This is a genomic window from Bradyrhizobium sp. C9 (assembly GCF_002532045.1).
Classification (GTDB): Bacteria; Pseudomonadota; Alphaproteobacteria; order Rhizobiales; family Xanthobacteraceae; genus Bradyrhizobium.
In genome coordinates this window covers 128,812-144,510 of the sequence record NZ_NWTG01000014.1, presented here as the reverse complement: position 1 = coordinate 144,510, position 15,699 = coordinate 128,812, and the positions used below count along the sequence as shown (strand labels likewise).

15 protein-coding genes and 1 other RNA gene are annotated in these 15,699 nt (G+C 65.2%); 10 read left to right on the top strand and 6 right to left on the bottom strand.

Features of this window, described 5'->3' with window-relative positions; all coding sequences use genetic code 11:
- Window positions 1-54 precede the first annotated feature (54 nt).
- Window positions 55-702 (bottom strand): TetR/AcrR family transcriptional regulator, encoded by a 648-nt coding sequence (locus CO675_RS25550; RefSeq protein ID WP_097674595.1) that lies wholly within the window; start codon window positions 700-702, stop codon window positions 55-57.
- Window positions 703-892: 190 nt separating this feature from the next.
- On the opposite strand from CO675_RS25550, the gene CO675_RS25545 reads away from it, so the two are divergent.
- The 3 genes from CO675_RS25545 to CO675_RS25535 all read left to right on the top strand — a co-directional run bounded on the left by CO675_RS25545 (window position 893) and on the right by CO675_RS25535 (window position 6,023).
- Window positions 893-2,218, top strand: coding sequence for an HlyD family secretion protein (locus CO675_RS25545; RefSeq protein WP_198964738.1), 1,326 nt, complete (start codon window positions 893-895; stop codon window positions 2,216-2,218).
- A gap of 50 nt (window positions 2,219-2,268) precedes the next feature.
- Window positions 2,269-3,858, top strand: a complete 1,590-nt coding sequence (locus CO675_RS25540; protein WP_097674593.1) for a DHA2 family efflux MFS transporter permease subunit — start codon at window positions 2,269-2,271, stop codon at window positions 3,856-3,858.
- Between the two features lie 365 nt (window positions 3,859-4,223).
- Entirely contained in the window at window positions 4,224-6,023 is a 1,800-nt protein-coding gene (locus CO675_RS25535) for an ABC transporter ATP-binding protein (protein ID WP_097674592.1), read from the top strand.
- Between the two features lie 53 nt (window positions 6,024-6,076).
- Here the strand turns inward: CO675_RS25535 and CO675_RS25530 are convergent, their stop codons facing one another.
- The gene (locus tag CO675_RS25530; protein ID WP_097674591.1) at window positions 6,077-6,820 is read right to left on the bottom strand and encodes a sulfite exporter TauE/SafE family protein; all 744 of its coding nucleotides are present in this window, start codon (window positions 6,818-6,820) and stop codon (window positions 6,077-6,079) included.
- Between the two features lie 106 nt (window positions 6,821-6,926).
- On the opposite strand from CO675_RS25530, the gene CO675_RS25525 reads away from it, so the two are divergent.
- Together CO675_RS25525 and CO675_RS40110 are read left to right on the top strand one after the other, a co-directional pair.
- Window positions 6,927-7,643: an alpha/beta fold hydrolase gene (locus CO675_RS25525; protein ID WP_097674590.1), complete on the top strand. Its 717-nt coding sequence runs from the start codon at window positions 6,927-6,929 to the stop codon at window positions 7,641-7,643.
- 181 nt (window positions 7,644-7,824) lie between these two features.
- On the top strand, window positions 7,825-8,097 hold the full coding sequence (locus tag CO675_RS40110) for a hypothetical protein (RefSeq protein ID WP_143279100.1): 273 nt from the start codon (window positions 7,825-7,827) through the stop codon (window positions 8,095-8,097).
- A gap of 61 nt (window positions 8,098-8,158) precedes the next feature.
- Here CO675_RS40110 and CO675_RS25520 read toward each other — a convergent pair whose 3' ends face one another.
- Both CO675_RS25520 and rnpB read right to left on the bottom strand, forming a co-directional pair.
- Entirely contained in the window at window positions 8,159-8,344 is a 186-nt protein-coding gene (locus CO675_RS25520) for an RNA polymerase sigma factor region1.1 domain-containing protein (RefSeq protein ID WP_097674589.1), read from the bottom strand.
- 102 nt (window positions 8,345-8,446) lie between these two features.
- An RNA gene (gene rnpB / locus CO675_RS25515) (RNase P RNA component class A) lies at window positions 8,447-8,869 on the bottom strand.
- A gap of 147 nt (window positions 8,870-9,016) precedes the next feature.
- Between rnpB and CO675_RS25510 the strand changes: the two genes are divergently transcribed.
- Both CO675_RS25510 and CO675_RS25505 read left to right on the top strand, forming a co-directional pair.
- On the top strand, window positions 9,017-9,373 hold the full coding sequence (locus CO675_RS25510) for a YciI family protein (RefSeq protein ID WP_097674649.1): 357 nt from the start codon (window positions 9,017-9,019) through the stop codon (window positions 9,371-9,373).
- Between the two features lie 72 nt (window positions 9,374-9,445).
- Window positions 9,446-10,681 carry an RNA polymerase sigma factor gene (locus CO675_RS25505; protein WP_097674588.1) on the top strand — a complete coding sequence of 412 codons (1,236 nt, stop codon included), beginning with the start codon at window positions 9,446-9,448 and terminating at the stop codon, window positions 10,679-10,681.
- An 83-nt stretch (window positions 10,682-10,764) separates the two neighbouring features.
- Here the strand turns inward: CO675_RS25505 and CO675_RS25500 are convergent, their stop codons facing one another.
- A complete protein-coding gene (locus tag CO675_RS25500) occupies window positions 10,765-10,989 on the bottom strand; it encodes a hypothetical protein (protein ID WP_097674648.1) in 225 nt (74 codons plus the stop codon).
- A gap of 107 nt (window positions 10,990-11,096) precedes the next feature.
- On the bottom strand, window positions 11,097-11,969 hold the full coding sequence (locus tag CO675_RS25495) for an N-acetylmuramoyl-L-alanine amidase (RefSeq protein ID WP_198964737.1): 873 nt from the start codon (window positions 11,967-11,969) through the stop codon (window positions 11,097-11,099).
- A 479-nt stretch (window positions 11,970-12,448) separates the two neighbouring features.
- Here CO675_RS25495 and rsmH point away from each other — a divergent pair, with 479 nt between their 5' ends.
- The 3 genes from rsmH to CO675_RS25480 are packed head-to-tail and all read left to right on the top strand — an operon-like array spanning window position 12,449 to window position 15,665.
- Window positions 12,449-13,444, top strand: a complete 996-nt coding sequence (rsmH, locus tag CO675_RS25490; RefSeq protein WP_097674587.1) for a 16S rRNA (cytosine(1402)-N(4))-methyltransferase RsmH — start codon at window positions 12,449-12,451, stop codon at window positions 13,442-13,444.
- 2 nt (window positions 13,445-13,446) lie between these two features.
- Entirely contained in the window at window positions 13,447-13,896 is a 450-nt protein-coding gene (ftsL, locus tag CO675_RS25485; protein ID WP_097674586.1) for a cell division protein FtsL, read from the top strand.
- Window positions 13,893-15,665, top strand: coding sequence for a peptidoglycan D,D-transpeptidase FtsI family protein (locus tag CO675_RS25480; protein WP_502693405.1), 1,773 nt, complete (start codon window positions 13,893-13,895; stop codon window positions 15,663-15,665). Before ftsL ends, CO675_RS25480 begins: the two co-directional genes overlap by 4 nt.
- Window positions 15,666-15,699: the final 34 nt, after the last annotated feature.

The window sequence follows — 15,699 nt, the reverse complement described above, 5'->3', positions numbered from 1 at the left end:
AAGTTGCGGTACTTCCAAAAGAAGCCGTCGGATTGGATCGACGCTGCGGGGGGATCAATCCGCCCGCTTCGGCCGGTAGGCGGCGAAGAACACGCGCGTCGCGCTGTCGACGACATCAGCGATCCGCTCCGGCGAGGGCGACGGATTGGCCTGGAAGATGAACGCCTGGAACAGCGTCGCCTGGCACATCTGCATGAACTGCCAGGCGGCGAGTTCGTAGTCGTCGATCACGAGCTCGCCGAGTGCGGCGCGCGTCTCGAGATAGGCGGCGAAGCGCTCGACCGTATAGGCGATCACATGGGTGTAGAACCGGCTGCCGAGCTCGGGCATCCGCTCGGCGATCGCCATCACGGTGCGGATCGCCGAGCCGCCGCCGGGCCGGCACAGCACCGCGACATAGGCACGGCCGAATTCGGGGAGGGTGGTGTCGACGTCGCGCGCCGGATCGAAGTTGAAGGCGACCTTGCCCTGCTCGCGCTTTTCCTCCTCGACGATCGCCGCGAACAGCCCGGCCTTGTCGGGGAAATACACGTAAAGGGTGCCCTTGGAGACGGCGGCGGCGCGGGCGATCTCGCCCATGCTGGCGCCGTCGAAACCGAGCTCCAGGAATACCTTGCGGGCGCCGTCCAGGATCTGGCGGCGCTTCGAGGACTCCTCGTCGCCGACGACGAGGTGGAGGGGGTTTGGGGGCGCTACAACCATTGATTTAGCTTCTCTCGAAAGAACTCAACCCGGAATCAGTCCGGGACGAATCGAAGCCTTATAATCCGCTGGGCGGGAATATAGATTGACCGAACGGTTCGGTCAATGGTAATGGTGGGAGTGACGATGCGCCGCACGGCCCTTCTTCCGCCATTGCGGGCGTCGAGATTTTTTCTGGGGAGCCTTAGTTATGGCCGCAGCACGGGATCAGGCTGCACGCATTGTTCGTTCCGAGCCTGAGATGGCCGAGGACGCGATGGCGCGCGAGGCATCCGCCGATCACGGCGAGCAGGCCAGAACGGACGAAGCCAAAAGGGCCGACGAGGCCAAGGGTCCCGGCGACAAGGGGCCTGGCGAAAAGGGTCCCGCCGGGGCGCCGCCTGCTTCTGCGCCCGAGAAGGCGGCGCCGGCTGCCGCCGCGCCGAAGTCCGGCAAGCGCAAATTCGTGATGATGGGTGTGGTCGGGCTACTGGCGTTCGCTGCCGCGAGCTATGCCGCTTATTACCTGATGGTCGGGCGCTTCTACATCTCGACCGACGACGCCTATGTCCGCGCCAACAACACCATGCTCGGCGCGCGCGTCGCGGGCCATATCGCGGCGATCCTGCCCGGCGACAACGCGCTGGTGCGCGCAGGCGACGTGATCTTCCGGATCGATGACGGCGACTATCGCATCGCGGTCGACGCCGCCCGCACCAGGATCGGGACCCAGCAGGCGACGATCGAGCGCATCGGCCGCCAGGTTGCCGCCGCGGTGAGCGCGGTCGAGCAGGCGCAGGCGCAGCTGGTGTCCGCGCAGGCCGGTCTGAAGCGCGCCGATCTCGATTACGATCGCCAGCAGGCGCTGAGCACCAAGGGATTTGCCTCGCGCGCCACCTTCGAAGTCTCCGAAGCCGGCCGCGACCAGGGGGCGGCTGCGGTGCGCTCGGCGCAGGCGGCCTATGATGCGGCCAAGGACAATGTCGAGGTGACCAAAGCGCAGCAGGCCGAGGCCCGCGCCCAGCTCGCCGAATTGCAGACCCAGCTCGCCAAGGCCGAGCGCGATCTCGATTTCACGAAGGTGCGCGCACCGGTCGACGGCACCTTCTCCAACCGCCTGGTCAACACCGGCGACTACATCAATGTCGGCCAGCGCCTCGGCAACGTGGTGCCGCTCGACGGCGTCTTCATCGACGCCAACTACAAAGAGACCCAGCTCAAGCGCATCCGCACGGGCCAGCGGGTGACGATCAAGGTCGACGCCTACGGCTTCCGCAAGTTCACCGGCATCGTCGACAGCATCTCGCCGGCCGCAGGCTCGGTGTTCACGCTGCTGCCGCCCGACAACGCCACCGGCAACTTCACCAAGATCGTGCAGCGCCTGCCGGTCCGCATCCGCGTGCCGAACAGCGTCGCGAAGCAGGGCATGCTGCGCGCCGGCATGTCGGTCTATACCACCGTCGACACGCGAGAGGGCGCGGCCGACGCCGACGCCGATACCGACCTCGACGCGCCGATGATGATCCATCCGCAGTGATGCCTTGAAGCTTCGAACCGCAGGTTCGAAGCGCGGAGCCTGATGAGCCCATGGCCGACGCGACCACTGCTTCGCCTTCGATGATGACCGGCGCCTCCGAGACCGAGCGGCTCCAGCCCAAGCGGGTGGTCGCCTTCATCATCATGGTGTTCGGCATGTTCATGTCGATCCTGGACATCCAGATCGTCTCGGCCTCGCTCACCGAGATCCAGGCCGGCCTGTCGGCGTCCTCGACCGAAGTGTCGTGGGTGCAGACCGCCTATCTGATCGCCGAGGTGATCGCGATCCCGCTGTCCGGCTTCCTGTCGCGCGCGCTCGGCACCCGGCTGCTGTTTGCGATCTCGGCGTTCGGCTTCACGGTGTCGAGCCTGTTGTGCGGCTTCGCCTCCTCGATCGAGCAGATGATCCTGTGGCGCGCGCTGCAGGGTTTCCTCGGCGCCGGCATGATCCCGACGGTGTTCGCCTCGGCCTACACCATCTTCCCGCGCTCCAAGTTCTACATCGTGGCGCCGATCATCGGCCTCGTCGCGACGCTGGCGCCGACCGTTGGGCCGACCGTCGGCGGCTACATCACCGACCTGATGTCGTGGCACTGGCTGTTCTTCATCAACATCGTCCCCGGCGTCATCATCACCATCGGCGTGCTGGCGCTGATCGATTTCGACCAGCCGAACTTCGCGCTGCTCGATCGCTTCGACTGGTGGGGCCTGATCTTCATGGGTGGCTTCCTCGGCTCGCTCGAATATGTGCTCGAGGAAGGCCCGCAATATGAGTGGCTGCAGGACACTTCGGTGGCGGTCTGCGCCGCGATCGGCTTCGTCTCGGCGGTCGCCTTCTTCTGGCGGGTGCTGACCGCGGAGGAGCCGATCGTCGACCTCTATGCCTTCTCCAACCGCAACTTCGCGGTCGGCTGCGTGCTGCAGTTCTGCATCGGCATCGGGCTGTACGGCCTGACCTACGTCTATCCGCGCTATCTCGCCGAGATCCGCGGCTACAGCGCGCTGATGATCGGCGAGACCATGTTCATCTCCGGCATGACGATGTTCTTCATGGCGCCGGTGGTCGGCCGTCTCATGCAGAAGGTCGATCTGCGCTACATCATCGCCTTCGGCCTCGTCACCTTCGCGCTCGGCTCCTGGCAGATGACCTGGATCACCCGCGAGTACGACTTCTACGAGCTCCTGGTGCCGCAGATTCTGCGCGGCATCGGCATGATGTGCGCGATGGTGCCGACCAACAACATCGCGCTCGCCACGCTACCGCAGGACCGCGTCAAGAACGCCTCCGGCCTGTTCAACCTGATGCGCAATCTCGGCGGCGCGCTCGGGCTCGCTTTGATCAACGAAGCGCTCAACGACCGCACCGATCTGCACATCGCGCGGCTGCAGGATCGCGTCACCTGGGGCAATGCAACCGCGGTCGAGACCCTCAACAATTTCGCCCAGCGCCTGCAGGGCATGGGCGATGCCACCACCATGGCGATGAAGCAGCTGTCGCAGCTGGTGCACCGCCAGGCGCAGGTGATGAGCTATGGCGACGCCTTCTTCATGCTGTCGCTGTTCTATGTCGGGCTCAGCCTGCTGGTGCTGTTCGTCAACAAGCCGCCGTCGATGACCGCAGGCGGCGGCGACGCGCATTGAGCGCGTCGCATTCGCGCGCGGGGTGCGCCCGGTCGCGTGCAGAACGTTGCATCATCGACACATTGACGCACTCACGCGCTTGTCATCTTGCCAATCGCGCGTGATGCATTTATAAGCAGCGCATTCCTTACTCGAACCCGGGAGATGCGCATGAAGTCGTTTATTTCGCAGATCGCGCGCCCGCGTTCGATGGTGCTTGGCGCGGCTTCGCGTTAGCTCCCGGCGCTGATCGGGCCTGATCCCCGATCACCCAAACTTCCCAACACGTTATCTACAATTTCCAGCGACATTAGCGGCCGGATTCCGTCCGCCTGTCGCCCTAGATGGAGCCGGCTTGCGCTGCAGAAGCGTGGCCGGAATGTGCCATGACCTCTCTGACGACCAAGCGACCGGCCGCGATCCGGATCGTCCTGCCATTCGTGTTCCGCCATTGGCTGGAGCAGCCGCTGCGCGCCTTCGCCGTGACGGCGGGCTTCCTCGGTGCAACCGCCGCCGACCTGTTCATGCCGGTGTTCTCCGGCCATCTGGTCGACGCATTGACCGCGGGCGCCACCGATGCCGCCGCGCGCCATGCGGCGATGCTGGCGTTCGGCGCCATCGTCGGCCTCGGCGCGCTGTCGCTGGTGCTGCGGCTGGTCGGTATCCAGACCATCGTGCCGTTCACGCTGAAGACGATGTCCGATGTCGGGCAGCAGGCCTTCATGCGCGTGCAGCGTTTCTCGACCGACTGGCACGCCAACTCGTTCGCGGGCTCCACCGTGCGCAAGATCACGCGCGGCATGTGGGCGCTCGACCTGTTGAACGACACGATCCTGATGGCGCTGTTGCCGTCGCTCGTGGTGCTGCTCGGCTCGATGATCCTGCTCGGGCTGCACTGGCCATCGCTCGGCGCGGTGATTGCCATAGGCTCGGTGATCTATGTCGCGATGACCATGGTGTTCCAGGTGCGCTACGTCGCGCCGGCCGCGCGCGTCTCCAATGCGTGGGACACCAAGGTCGGCGGCACGCTGGCCGATGCCTTGACCTGCAACGCGGTGGTGAAGTCGTTCGGCGCCGAGACGCGCGAGGACATGCGGCTCGGCGGCGTCATCAGCCGCTGGCGCCGGCGGGTGCGGAGAACCTGGTTCCGCTACAACCACACCTCGACGGCGCAGCTCCTGGTGCTGTTGTGCTTCCGTGCTTCGGTGATCGGCGGCGCGATCCTGCTATGGGCGCAGGGTCACGCCACGCCGGGCGACGTCACCTATGTGCTGACCAGCTACTACATCATCCACGCTTACTTGCGGGATGTCGGGATGCACATCAACAACCTGCAGCGTTCGGTCAACGACATGGAGGAACTGGTGCAGATCCATGGCGAGCCGCTCGGCATTGTCGATGCTGATGATGCGAGGACGATCGACATCCAGGGCGGCCGCATCGTGTTCGACGACGTCACGTTCCACTATGGCGGCCATCGCCGGCCGCTCTATGACGGACTGTCGGTCGACATCGATGCCGGCGAGCGCGTCGGCCTGGTCGGGCGCTCCGGCTCCGGCAAGACCACCTTCGTCAAGCTGGTGCAGCGGCTCTACGACGTCACCAGTGGCAAGATCCTAATCGACGGTCAGGATATCGCCAAGGCGACGCAGCAATCGCTGCGTAGCCAGATCGCGATCGTGCAGCAGGAGCCGATCCTGTTTCACCGCACGCTGGCGGAGAACATCGCCTATGGCCGGCCCGGCGCCAGCATGGAGGCGATCGAGCAGGCGGCGCGGCTTGCCAATGCGCACGACTTCATCATGCGGCTGCCGAAGGATTACGGCACGTTGGTGGGCGAGCGCGGCGTCAAGCTGTCGGGCGGCGAACGGCAGCGCGTGGCGCTGGCGCGCGCCTTCCTGGCGGATGCGCCGATCCTGATCCTGGACGAAGCGACCTCGAGCCTCGATTCGGAATCCGAGGCGCTGATCCAGCAGGCGATGGAGCGGCTGATGAAGGGCCGCACCTCGATCGTGATCGCGCACCGGCTGTCGACCGTGCGCAGCATGGATCGCATCCTGGTGTTCGATCGCGGCGAGATCGTCGAGCAGGGCACGCATGAGGCGCTTGCGGCACGGCAGGGCGGCATCTACCGCGGCCTGTTCGAGCGGCAGGCGACCGAGTTCGGCCAGGCGGCGGCGGAGTAGTGAACGATAGCGCGCGACTGATGGGCGGTGTCCCATCAGTCGTGCGCTGTCGGCTATTTCGGCGCCAGCCCGTTCCAGACCAGCGCGACGCCGGACAGGAACAGCAGCACCAGCACGACGTCGGAAAAATTGCGGTCGCTGAGCGCGTGATAGAGGCGCGAGCCGAGCCAGGCGCCGAGCAGCGTTCCCGGAAACGCACAGGCCACGAGCCAGATCAACTCGGGCTTCACCAGGCCGCTTGCGACCTGGACCAGAAGCGCGGCCGCCAGGATCGTGAAGTTGAATATCTGAAACACGCCGCGGCGCTGCTGCTTGCCCCAGCCGCGCAGGCTCGCCCACAGGATCGGGAGCGGGCCGGACAGTCCGGCGAGGCCGCCGAGGATGCCGCCGGCAAATCCGATTGCGCCGTCGGCCCATTTGCCGCCGAAGGCGATCGACATCGGCTTGCGCTGCAGGAACAGCAAGGTCGGGAACACCAGCAGGAAGACGCCGATCGTCAGCTTGAACACCTCGGGGTCGGCGCGGGCGATCAGCAGGATGCCGATCGGCACGCCGGCGAGGCCCGCGATGACGAACGGCCAGACCAGGCGGAAATCGATGGTCTTCCAGATCGACGGCAGCGTCGATACCTGCGCGATCACCGAGCACACCAGCACCAGCGGCACCGCGAGCGTCGGCGGCAGCACATAGAGCCAGATGCCGAGCGCCATCAGCGCGGTGCCGAAGCCGGCAAGACCGGAAACGAATCCGCCGGCAAGCGCGCCGAAGAACAGGACCGCGTAGCTTGCCGGACTCATCCTCGTCTCTTTGTTTTGTTCATTGCCGCGACGTTTACACGACGCGCGCGGCGGGTACACTTCAAAATCGCCGCTCATCAACGACAATCGGAATGGAAGCTTCCTCATGACTGCGAATTCGTCGAAAACCTTTCTGGTCTGTCACGGCGCCTGGTCGGCCGGATGGGCGTGGAAGAAAATGCATCCGTTGATGCAGGCCGCCGGGCACCGACTGGTCACGCCGAGCTACACCGGGCTCGGCGAGCGCGCCCACCTTGCGCATCAGGGGCTCGACCTCGAGGCGCATATCCAGGACGTGCTCAGCGTCATTTCATATGAAGATCTGCGCGACATCGTGCTAGTCGGCCATTCCTATGGCGGCATGGTCGCGACCGGCGTCGCCGACCGGGTGCGCGAGCGGATCGCGCAGCTGATCTATATCGACGCCTTCGTGCCGCGCGACGGCCAGTCGCTGTTCGACCTTAACGACGTGGCCATCGACAAGATGGGGGAGGCGGCGCGCAATGGCGACGGCTGGCGCATCCCGCCGATGCCGACGCCGCCGGATACGTCTGCCGCAGATGTCGAGTGGTTGACCGCGCGCCGGGTCGACATGCCGATCAAATGCTTCGAGCAGAAGCTGAAGCTGCAACATGGCGAGACCAGCCTGCCGCGCAGCTACATCTACGCCACCCGTATCACGCCGGCGGACACGTTCGGGCAATTCGCAAAACGCACGAAGAACGAAGCCGGCTGGCGCTATCTCGAGATCGACGCCAGCCACTCGCCGAACGTCACCGCGCCTGAGGCGCTGATGGCGATGCTGCAGCAGATCGTGACGTAGCGATCGTCATTGGGTTCGATGCGGCGTATCGCACCTCTATCTCGAATAGTGTTGCCGATTGCGCGCGACGCTACCGCCAGACAGGCTTCGCGCCGACCGAACGCGGCAGCCGCATCTCTCTTGCAAACCTGCTTTGGCGTATATAACAACTCGATCGGTTTGTTTCAGCTGGAGGTTGTCGGTGCCTAAACTGGCCTTGGCTCTGAAAACGGCGATCGTCGGACTGCTGCTGCTGTCGAGTGTCGACGCCAATGCGGCGCGGCTCGACGTGGGCCCGCGTACTTGCAGCAATCAGCGCGATCAGTGCGTTGCCTACCGGTTCCGAATTGGTCCAGTCGGATCGCAAGAAACCTGCCTCACCGTATTCCGTAGCTGCATGCGGTCTGGTGTTTGGGACGGCGCCACTGCGTTTCCCTATGGGGGAGCACGCATCACCGGAATGATCCGTCGCTAGCGCAAGCTTGCTGCGCCAGTTGCAGGATCTGCGGCTTGGCTTGTCCGCAGAGCGAGCATGATCATTCCGGTGTGTCGGCCTCCTTGTCCGTGAGCTGGATGCCCTCCTTGTTCAGCGCCTTGAACAGGGCTTGGACGTCCTCGGCACTGAGTTCCTTCGGGCACAATTCATTGAGCTGATCAAAAGTGATGACACCGGTCTGATCGCTGATCTTGCGCGCGGCCTGGATGATCTTCTGAAGGTCCATCTGCGTTCCCTCCGCAAGGGGCACTCTAGCAAGCGGGATGCGCTTGTGGCGGCCTAAATGGCGAAGGGCCCGGCGTGTTACGCCGAGCCCCTCATACTCCAAAATATCAGCCGGCCTGTAAGCCGGGTTCTGTAGGGCACCATTCTTACGAATGGTACGCGACGGCCATTCCTCTGGGACAAGGTTTGCACCTTGCCTCGAGCAACCTACCCGGACGGCGGGCCTGACATCGCCCTGCGGTGTTATCGCGCGTGCGCGAACTAACCACGTTGCCGTCCCTATTCGGTTTTGCTCCCGGTGTGGTTTGCCATGCCGTCTCCGTTGCCGGAAACGCGGTGCGCTCTTACCGCACCTTTTCACCCTTACTCGTCCCTCCCTTTCGGAAGGTGAGCGGTTCGTTCTCTGTGGCACTTTCCCTGGGGTCGCCCCCGCCGGACGTTATCCGGCACCGCATGTCGATGGAGCCCGGACTTTCCTCCCCCGCGGCCTTTCGGCACCAGCGGGAGCGGCCGTCCGGCCGACTGACCTCCACGGCATGGGCGTTTCCGCCCGATCCGTCAAGCAGATAACGGCCGCCAAAACGGCCAAAATAATTTATCCTGAAGATGTCGTTTGACCTGTCGCCCGTTCGACTGGGTGTCGGCGATCCAGCCGATCAAGAGGAGAGACGAGATGCAATATTTGCTGCTGATCTACCGGAGCGACGCGCAATACGCCCACATGTCCGCTGAAGACCGCAAGGCCGTGTCGGCAGAGTACGGCACCTACACCCAGTCCATCATCCAGAGCGGGCACTTCAAGGCCGGCGACGGGCTGCAGCCGGTGTCGACGGCGACCACCGTGCGGGTCCGCGACGGCAAGACGCTGACGACCGATGGGCCGTTCGCGGAAACCCGCGAACAGCTCGGCGGCTACTATCTGGTCGAGGCCAAGGATCTCGACACCGCGCTTGGCCTTGCGGCGCGGATTCCCGGCGCCAAGACCGGCTCGATCGAGGTCAGGCCGGTGATGATCTACGACAACCCGTGATGACGGCATTGTCGCATCATGAATGCAGCGGCCGCGTCTTCTGGCGCGGCCGTTGAGCACCGATTGATGGCCATGACCCCGAGCCAGATCGAGAAAATCTTCCGCGACGAGGCGGGCCGGGCGCTCGCCACGCTGATCCGTCTCGTCGGCGATTTCGATCTGGCCGAGGATTCCCTGCAGGAGGCCTTCGCGGTCGCGCTGCAGCGCTGGCCGATCGGTGAATTCCCCGCCAATCCACGCGCCTGGCTGGTCAATGTCGGCCGCAACAAGGCGATCGACCGCGTCCGCCGCGCGGTTTCGTTTCGCGGCAAGCAGCAGGAACTGACGCATCAATTGCTGCTGGACGCGGCGCCGTCGCCCGAGCCGCCCGACGCGACGCTCGACGACGACATGTTGAGGCTGATCTTCACCTGCTGCCATCCGTCGTTTGCCGCCGAGGTCCAGGTTGCGCTGACCCTGCGCACGGTGTGCGGCCTGACCACGGCGCAGGTCGCGCGCGCGTTCCTGGTCAGCGAGGACGCGATGGCGCAGCGCCTGTTGCGCGCCAAGCAGAAGATCAAGCTCGCCGGGATTCCGTATGAGGTGCCGGAGCGCGAGGCGCTGGAGCCGCGGCTCACGGGTGTGCTCGCGGTGATCTATCTGGTCTTCACCGAAGGCTATGCCGCGACCGCCGGCGAGGATCTGATGCGGCCCGATCTGGCGCGTGAGGCGATCCGGCTGGCGCGGCTGCTCGACGGGTTGATTCCGGCGCGCGGCGAGATCAAGGGCCTGCTGGCGCTGATGCTGCTGCACGATGCGCGCCGCGCCGGCCGCCAGACCGCAGGCGGCGACATCGTGCTGCTCGAGGAGCAGGACCGTTCGTTGTGGGATTTCCGGCAGATCGCCGAAGGTGTGAGGCTGGTCGAGGAGGCGCTACAGATGCCGGGCCGGCCGCAATCCTACGCGGTGCAGGCTGCGATCGCCGCACTGCATGCGCGAGCGCCGAGCTATGAGGATACCGACTGGCCGCAGATCGCCGGCCTCTATGAGGTGCTGCTCCGCATCAGCCCGTCGCCGGTGATCGAGCTCAATCATGCGGCCGCGGTGTCGATGGTCGACGGCCCGGCGCGTGCGCTCGACCTGATCGATGCGCTGGACGCGCGCGGCAGCCTGAGGGGATACGACCAGCTGCCCGCGGTGCGCGCCGATCTGTTGCGCCGCCTCGGCCGCCAGGACGAAGCGCGGCAGGCCTATCTTGCCGCCACCGCGGCGACGCAGCTCGAGCCGCTGCGGCGGCTCTATGCGCGCCGCATCGCCGAGATGGGGTGACATCGCCTCATCTCGTGCGTGGCGCGCGAGGGCACGCCTCTCACATCAGCGATCGTCAGCGCGCCGCGCGGCGTCGACCGTGCTCAGTATCCTGTCTTCGCCTTGGCGCCGGTCGATTGCCCGGTCGTGGTTCCACTCGACATGCCGGTCGTGGTGCCGGGCGCCATCATCTTCTTCTGTGCGTGATGGACCTTGTGGGTCTTGTGATGGATCGACATGGACTTGTCCTGGGTCGACATCGCACCTGCGGCGACTGGAGCTGCGATGAGGCCGATGGCGACAGCTCCGCTGATGAGTGCTTTGAACATGGACGAATCTCCACTCAGACCGCCCCAAATGAGAAGACGCAGGATGGTGAAAAGTTCCATCTTGCGCGTGCGCATTTGGCTCGCAATGACGGTGCAGAGACGAAGTCTTACTTCGCCTTGGCCGCGACCTGCGCCGTCGCATCCGGCGGCAGGCTCTCGAGCAGCGCGAACAGCGTTGCCATGGTGGAGCGGTCGGCGATGCCGTCGACGCGCTCGGGGCGGAAGTGACGCTGGAAGGCGGTGACGACCTCCATGGTCGGGCCGTCGAACTTGCCGTTGGTCGGGATGTTGTAGCCGTAGCGCCGGAACGCGGCCTGCATGTTGGAGACGGCATCGCTGATCGCACCGAGCTGCAGCGCGTCGCCGCGCACGATCGGCGCCGGCTGCACCCAATGCCCGACGCCGGAATTGGCCAGCGAGTGCCAGGGAAATTTCTCGCCTGGATCCTTCTTGCGCCCCGGCGCCACGTCGGAATGGCCGAGCACGCGATGCGAGACCACCTTGCGGCGAAGCATGATGCCGCGGCACAGCGCGATGACGGCCGCGATCTGCCGCAGCGGGAAGTCGGGATAGCCCCAATCGTGGCCGCGGTTGACGATCTCGACGCCGATCGAGCAGGAATTGATGTCGTCCTCGCCGGCCCAGGCGGAGACGCCGGCGTGCCAGGCGCGCTTGCTCTCCGGCACGCACTGCACGATGCGGCCGTCCTCGAGCACGATGTAATGCGCCGAGACCTCGGTGCCGGCCGTGCAGAGCTGGGCGATCGCGCCCTCGACGTCGGGCATGCCGGTATAGTGCAACACGATCATGTCGGGCTGCCGGTTGTTGGCGCGGTCGCCGAAATTCACCGACGGGATCACGTCGGAGGCAATCGAGGAATCCGGCGTGAACGTCTTCACGTCGGCCACGCCCTTCGGAACAGGAAGGACGCGCTGACGCTTCGAATCAGCGTTGCCGGACGAGGACGAACCAGAAGCCATACGAATCACTCAAACCCGAACCAGGAGAACGCATTTTGACATATGGATAAACAAATAGGCGTTTACTATTCCTTTACCGTGAGGGCCGCGCAATCGGCCCTGCCGGGTTCCAGGGTCTGCTCCATGAGCCGCGCAATGATGCCGGGAGCGAGTGCCGAGAATATCACTCGAATGCGGGTCAAAGTCGTGCGATTCCGCTAACCGATCATCAACGTTTTCTTAACGTTAAGTGCCGTTACTGAGAGGTGAAGTGCCGAACCGGTTTCGGGGGACGGCCAAGGCCCGCTGTTGCGCGAAATCCCATGGAAACCCTCCCAATTCCGGTCGGATATCAGGATTTGCGGCCGAGGACGGGAGTTGGCGCTGGGATCACGCAGCGGCCTTTTTGCCGGAACAACCAGCGCGAGGATTCGAGACGCAATGAGTCGGCGCGCAGCCAGCTTGCATGCCAGCAACGCGGCCCTCTCCGGGGGCCGCGCATGAGCGAGCGTGCTCCCCGTCACATTTCCGTGCTGGGCCGCGAGGCGGTCGGTTATCTCGAGCCGCGCGCCGGTGGCATCTATGTCGACGCGACCTTCGGCGCCGGCGGCTACAGCCGCATGATTCTCGATGTCGCCGGTACGCGTGTCATCGGCATCGACCGCGACCGCACCGCGATAACAGGCGGCTTCGATCTGGTCGACGGCGCGGACGGCCGCCTGACGCTGGTCGAGGACCGCTTCTCCAATCTTGCCGAGGTCTGCGCATCGCAGGGGGTGGACCAGGTCGACGGCGTCGTGATGGACGTCGGCGTCTCCTCGATGCAACTCGACCAGGCCGAGCGCGGCTTCTCGTTCCGCTTGGGCGGCCCGCTCGACATGCGGATGGCGCAGAGCGGTCCGACCGCGGCCGATGTGGTTGCCACGGCTTCCGAGAAGCAACTCGCCGACATCATCTATATCTTCGGTGAGGAGCGGCATTCGCGCGGCGTCGCCCGCGCCATCGTCGCCGCGCGCAAGGACGCGCCGATCACGACGACCGATGCGCTCGCCGACATCGTCGGGAAAGTCGTGCGCGCCAAGCCAAACGAGATTCATCCGGCGACGCGGACCTTTCAGGCGCTGCGCATCTTCGTCAACGAAGAGCTCGATGAGCTGCATCGCGCGCTGGCTGCGGCGGAGCGCGTGCTGAAGCCGGGCGGGCGGCTTGCCGTGGTCTCGTTCCATTCGCTGGAAGACCGCATCGTCAAGAATTTCCTGAGCGAGCGCGGCAAGGTTTCCGGCGGCTCGCGGCATCTGCCGGAAGTGGCGCAGTCCGCGCCGAGCTTTCAGATCCTGACCAAGCGCCCGGTGACACCGGGCGAGGCGGAGATATCGGCCAATCCGCGCGCCCGGTCGGCCAAGCTGCGCGCGGCCGAGCGCACCGCGGCGCCGGCGCATGCGGACGACGACTTGCCGTCATGGCCACGGCTGTCCGACCTGAAGCGGGGAGGCTGACGATGCGCCTTCTCCATCTCCTCGTCATCGGCATGCTGATCTTCGCGGCGTCCTATGTCTATCGCATCAAGATGGAATCGACCGCGCGCGTCGAACGCGTGCTGCAGCTCAATGCCGAGATCCGCGAGCAGCGCAACGCGATCGCGACCTTGCGCGCAGAATGGGCCAAGCTCGACGCGCCGCTGCGGCTGCAAGGGCTTGCCGAGCGGCATCTGCCGCTGAAGCCGGTCAACGCCAACCAGTACGATTCCCTGAAGAACCTGCCGGAGCGGCCGCCGAGCTTCACGCGGCCCGGTTCGCGCGATCCGATCGGCGCGATGATCGACACCATCGAGGCCGCCGCCGCGCCGGACAGCACGACCGGATCGATCGGCAAGCCGGCGACCGACCAGCCGGCCGCCGACCAGCCCGCATCCGAGGAGTCCGAGCAGGGCGCGGGAGACCAGCAATGACGGGACCTGCCATGACCGATCCGGCACCCGCCACTAAACCGGCCGCGAAATCCGCCGAACCCTGGCGCACGCGGCTGATCCGCACGCTGCTGTACGGAAGCAATGTCGACCGCGCCGCGAAGGCGCGCGCACGCGTCGGCCTTGCGATCCTCGCCTTCGCCGCGGTCTATTGCGTGCTGGCCGGACGGCTGGTGCTGTTCGCCGTCGGCGCCGACAGCCATGGCGCGCGGCGTACCGCCTCGCAGGATGCGATCGCAACCGCGCGGCCCGACATCACCGACCGCAACGGTGAAATTCTCGCCACCGACGTCAAGGCGCCGAGCCTGTTCGCGGAACCGCGCCGCCTGATCGACAAGGACGAGGCGATTGAGCTTCTGACCGCGGCCTTGCCCGATCTCGACACCAGCGAGGTGCGCGACCGCCTGTCGTCGCGCAAGGGCTTCGTCTGGCTGAAGCGCGAGATCACGCCGAAGCAGCAGCTCGACATCCATCGCCTCGGCCTTCCCGGCGTCGGCTTCCTGCGCGAGAACAAGCGCGTCTATCCGACCGGCAACGAGGTCGCCCACCTGATCGGCCTCGTCAACATCGACAACCAGGGCATCGCCGGGATGGAGAAGTGGCTGGACAACAACGGTCTGGCCGACCTGCATCGCGCGGGCTTCGCCACCGACCGGCTGCAGAAGCCGGTGGAGTTGTCGGTCGATCTGCGTGTCGAGCACGCGCTGCGCGACGAACTGATCAAGGCGAAGGAGAAGTTCAAGGCCAAGGCCGCTTCCGGCCTCGTCTCCAACGTGCGCACCGGCGAGATCGTGGCGATGGTGTCGCTGCCGGATTTCGATCCGAACAATCCGAAGGAAGCGCACGACCCCGATCGCATCAACCGCCTGACCACCGGCGTCTACGAGATGGGCTCGACCTTCAAGGCGTTCACGCTGGCGATGGCGCTGGACAGCGGGCGGTTCGACCTCAACTCGATGTGGGATGCGCGCGGCCCGCTGCACTACGGCAAGTTCGCGATCCATGACGATCACAACATGGGCCGCATGATCAACATGAAGGAGGTGTTCTACTATTCCTCCAACATCGGCGCCGGGCGCATTGCGCTGGCGATGGGCGTCGACGCGCACAAGGCCTTCCTGCGCAAGATGGGGCAGCTCGAGCGGCTGCGCACTGAATTGCCGGAGAGCGCCTCGCCGATCGTGCCGAAGAAGTGGGGCGAATTGAACACCGTCACCATTTCGTTCGGCCACGGCATCGCGGTGGCGCCGCTGCAGGCGGTGATGGGCATCGACGCACTGGTCAATGGCGGCTATCTGATTCCGCCGACCTTCCTCAAGCGCACCGAGCAGGAGGCGATGGCGCTGGCCAAGCGCGTCATCAAGCCCGAGACCTCGGACAAGATGCGCTATCTGATGCGGCTCAATGCCGAGATCGGCACCGCGAAGAAGGCCGACGTCAAGGGCTACTATATCGGCGGCAAGACCGGCACCGCGGAGAAGGTGATCAACGGCCGCTACGCCAAGAAGCGCGTGCTGAACGCCTTCACCGCGATCCTACCCGCCGACAATCCGAAATATCAGCTCTTGATCATGCTCGACGAGCCGCAGCCCCTGAAGGAGACCTACGGTTTCATCACCTCGGGTTGGAATGCGGTGCCGACCGGCGGCAACGTGATCGCCCGAATTGCGCCGCTTTTGGGCGTTGAACCGCGCTTCGACCTGCCGCCGTCCGACCGCCTTATTCTTGCGGCATCCAGAACAACCCAGTAAGGCGTATAATCACAGCATGATCCGGAAAAGTGCG